The 2,701-nt window shown below is 64.5% G+C and carries 4 protein-coding genes and 2 pseudogenes; all 6 read left to right on the top strand.

Annotation, left to right across the window (positions count from 1 at the left end; genetic code table 11):
• On the top strand, nt 1-397 hold a 397-nt coding region (locus VN004_RS11975; protein WP_325610252.1), incomplete at its 5' end, for a CoA-transferase.
• Between the two features lie 706 nt (nt 398-1,103).
• Nucleotides 1,104-1,214: pseudogene (locus tag VN004_RS11970) on the top strand (type II toxin-antitoxin system HicA family toxin); the annotation flags it as partial.
• Between the two features lie 96 nt (nt 1,215-1,310).
• Nucleotides 1,311-1,517 carry a type II toxin-antitoxin system HicB family antitoxin gene (locus VN004_RS11965; protein WP_325610254.1) on the top strand — a complete coding sequence of 69 codons (207 nt, stop codon included), beginning with the start codon at nt 1,311-1,313 and terminating at the stop codon, nt 1,515-1,517.
• A complete protein-coding gene (locus VN004_RS11960) occupies nt 1,504-1,800 on the top strand; it encodes a HigA family addiction module antitoxin (RefSeq protein WP_325610250.1) in 297 nt (98 codons plus the stop codon). The genes VN004_RS11965 and VN004_RS11960 overlap by 14 nt, the downstream gene beginning before the upstream one ends.
• 186 nt (nt 1,801-1,986) lie before the next feature.
• Nucleotides 1,987-2,265 (top strand): hypothetical protein, encoded by a 279-nt coding sequence (locus VN004_RS11955; RefSeq protein WP_325610248.1) that lies wholly within the window; start codon nt 1,987-1,989, stop codon nt 2,263-2,265.
• Nucleotides 2,266-2,457: 192 nt separating this feature from the next.
• Nucleotides 2,458-2,701 (top strand): annotated as a pseudogene (locus tag VN004_RS11950) (2-oxo-hepta-3-ene-1,7-dioate hydratase); the annotation flags it as partial.

Genomic DNA, 2,701 nt, shown 5'->3' with positions numbered 1-2,701 from the left:
GGATTCCTTCGCGATGATCCGCGGCGGCCATATCGACCTCGCTCTCCTCGGCGCCATGCAGGTCGCCGAGAACGGCGACCTCGCCAACTGGATGATCCCCGGCAAGATGGTGAAGGGCATGGGCGGCGCGATGGACCTCGTCGCCGGCGTCAAGAAGGTGGTCGTCATCATGGAGCACACGGCGAAGGACGCGCCGAAGCTGTTGCACAAATGCGACCTGCCGCTGACCGGCTCGCGCGTCGTCGACATGGTGATCACCGACCTGGGCGTGTTCACCATCGACAAGAAGGGCGGCGGCGGTATGACGCTGATCGAGCTCGCGCCGGACGTCACGCTCGACGAGATCAAGGCGAAGACGCAGGCGAGCTTCAAGGTCGATCCGAAGCTGAAGCACTAAGTTTCGGTTTTCCTGTCGAGACAAACGCGCGTCGCTGATAAGCGGCGCGCGTTTCTCTTGGGGGAGGGTGCGGCATTTACCGACTCGTCATGGCCGGACTTGTTCCGGCCATCCCTCTTATGCCGGCATCGTGCCCGCCTGATCGGGATCACCGGGACAAGCCCGGTGATGACGGATTTGAGAAGTTCGCAAGCACCATCACCCGTGTTCTTTGCGGCGCCGGGTACGCCGTAATCCAGATCGCGCTTCAGTTCCCCGTATTGAACGGGGCGCGCGGAACGCCGGGCAATCAGCCGTGCCCACGGCCCGGTGTGACGGATGAGTTTTGGTCACACCAGCAAGTCACCGCGAACGCGCCGTTACCCGGCGTTCCGCGCGCGGTGTTGGAGGACGTCGCTCGCGCAAGCCCCGGCGCGGGATCGTTGTACGCGCCGCTGTTCCGGCCGCCCGCCGGAGGGGGATCGCGCGGCTTCCGTCTGCCCGTTGCGCGCGCTGCGTCACGACGCGAACGGGCCACCGCGGACCGGGCGAGGGATTGCTCCCGCAACCGGCTCCGGTGCGCGGCCTGATCTCCGGCCGCGCGGTCCGGACCCGCCCCAACGTTCAGCGACGCTGGCCAACGCCCCCGTTCAGACGGGGCGGGATTATTGGAATATAATCCTATAGCCTGAAGGATGCAAGTTCAAAAATTTGGTACATTTCGCCCATGAAGGTGCGCGATGCGATCCGTTTCATCGAGGATGATGGCTGGGTTCAGGTCGCCATGCGCGGCAGTCACCGCCAATTCAAGCATCCGTCGAAACCGGGCCGCGTGATGGTGGCCGGGAAGCCGTCCGATGACCTTGCGCCGGGCACATTCAACAGTATCTTGCAACAGTATCTTGAAACAGGCTGGCCTGAAGGAGACGCGCTGATGCGCTACGCGGTGGTCATCGAGAAAGCGGACGGCAACTATTCCGCCTATGTGCCGGACCTGCCGGGCTGCGTGGCGACCGGCGACACCGTCAAGGATGCGGAACGGGAAATCCGCGATGCGATCCGCTTTCATATCGAAGGTTTGAAGGAGGATGGTCTTGTCGTGCCGGAGCCGACCAGCATTGCGGATTATGTCGAGGCGTAAGCTGCCGAACCCGCATCCGGGCGAAATCCTCAACGAGGAGTTCCTGAAGCCGTTGGGGGTGTCGCAGAGCGCGCTGGCGCGCGCGATCGGCGTCGCGCCACGCCGCATCAACGAGATCGTGCTCGGCAAGCGGGCGATCACCGCCGACACCGACCTGCGGGTGGCGCGCTATTTCGGCGTCAGCGACGGCTTCTTTCTGCAGATGCAGACCGACTACGACCTGATGGAACAGCGCCGCAAGATCGGCGACAGGCTGAAAGCGATCAAGCCGCGGGCGGCTTAAGGGTGTCCATGCGCCATCGGATAACGGCGCGTTTGTTTGGGAGCCTCATCCTGAGAGCGGATAAGCGCGTTCACGCGCGTCTTCGACGCGCTATGGCCCGCGTCTCGAACCATGAGGGGACAGCGCGCACCGTGGTCGCGGCTTCCCGCCACGGGAACCCCACCCGCCGCTTGCCGTTACCTCCCCATGGCAGCCAGTCCCGATTTCGACACCGAGGTGCACAAGCTCGAAAAGCGGCTGCCGCGCTGGGCGGGGCGGATGCTGCACTGGCTGCACACGTCGTCGGTGTGGGTGCGCCTGCCGATCGCCGTGCTGCTGATCGCCGGCGGGGCGCTCAGCTTTCTCCCCGTGCTCGGGCTGTGGATGGCGCCGCTCGGCCTCGCGCTGATGGCGGAGGACGTGCCGTTCCTGCGGCCGCCGATGGCGCGGCTGTTCGCCTGGATCAACCGCAAGCTGCCCGGCTGAGCCTTCCGCGCATGCGGAGGACGGGCTTGATCCGGGTGCCGGATTTTGCTGCATGGAGGCCCTAGAGCCTTTCCGGCTTTGATGGAATCAAAGCCGGGGCTCTAGGTTTTTGTTTTGTCGCGTTTTCTTCACGCGAACCGGTATCCACTTCGCTTGAAAACGCTCTAACCACCAGTTCCGGGGACCCCATCCATGCTGACCGACGCCGAACGCAAGCAAGCCGCCGACATCCTGATGCAGGCGCAGAAGGACCGCAAACAGGCGCCGCAGCTCTCGGTCACGTTCCCGCATATCGAGATCGAGGACAGCTACGCCATCTCGGCCGAGGTGATGCAGCGCAAGGTCGCGGCCGGGCGCAGGCTGATCGGCCACAAGGTCGGGCTCACCTCCAAGGCGATGCAGCGCTCCTCGATGATCGACGAGCCGGACTACGGCT

The sequence above is a fragment of the Pseudorhodoplanes sp. genome (assembly GCF_035565855.1).
Taxonomy (GTDB): Bacteria; Pseudomonadota; Alphaproteobacteria; order Rhizobiales; family Xanthobacteraceae; genus Pseudorhodoplanes.
This window is presented reverse-complemented; position numbering and strand designations above follow the sequence as displayed.

Bases quoted from the DNA above. Each gene is read 5' to 3' on its own strand.
- VN004_RS11965 (WP_325610254.1), top strand. From the start codon at position 1,311: ATGCGCTACGCGGTGGTCATCGAGAAAGCGGACGGCAACTATTCCGCC.
- VN004_RS11960 (WP_325610250.1), top strand. From the start codon at position 1,504: ATGTCGAGGCGTAAGCTGCCGAACCCGCATCCGGGCGAAATCCTCAAC.
- VN004_RS11955 (WP_325610248.1), top strand. From the start codon at position 1,987: ATGGCAGCCAGTCCCGATTTCGACACCGAGGTGCACAAGCTCGAAAAG.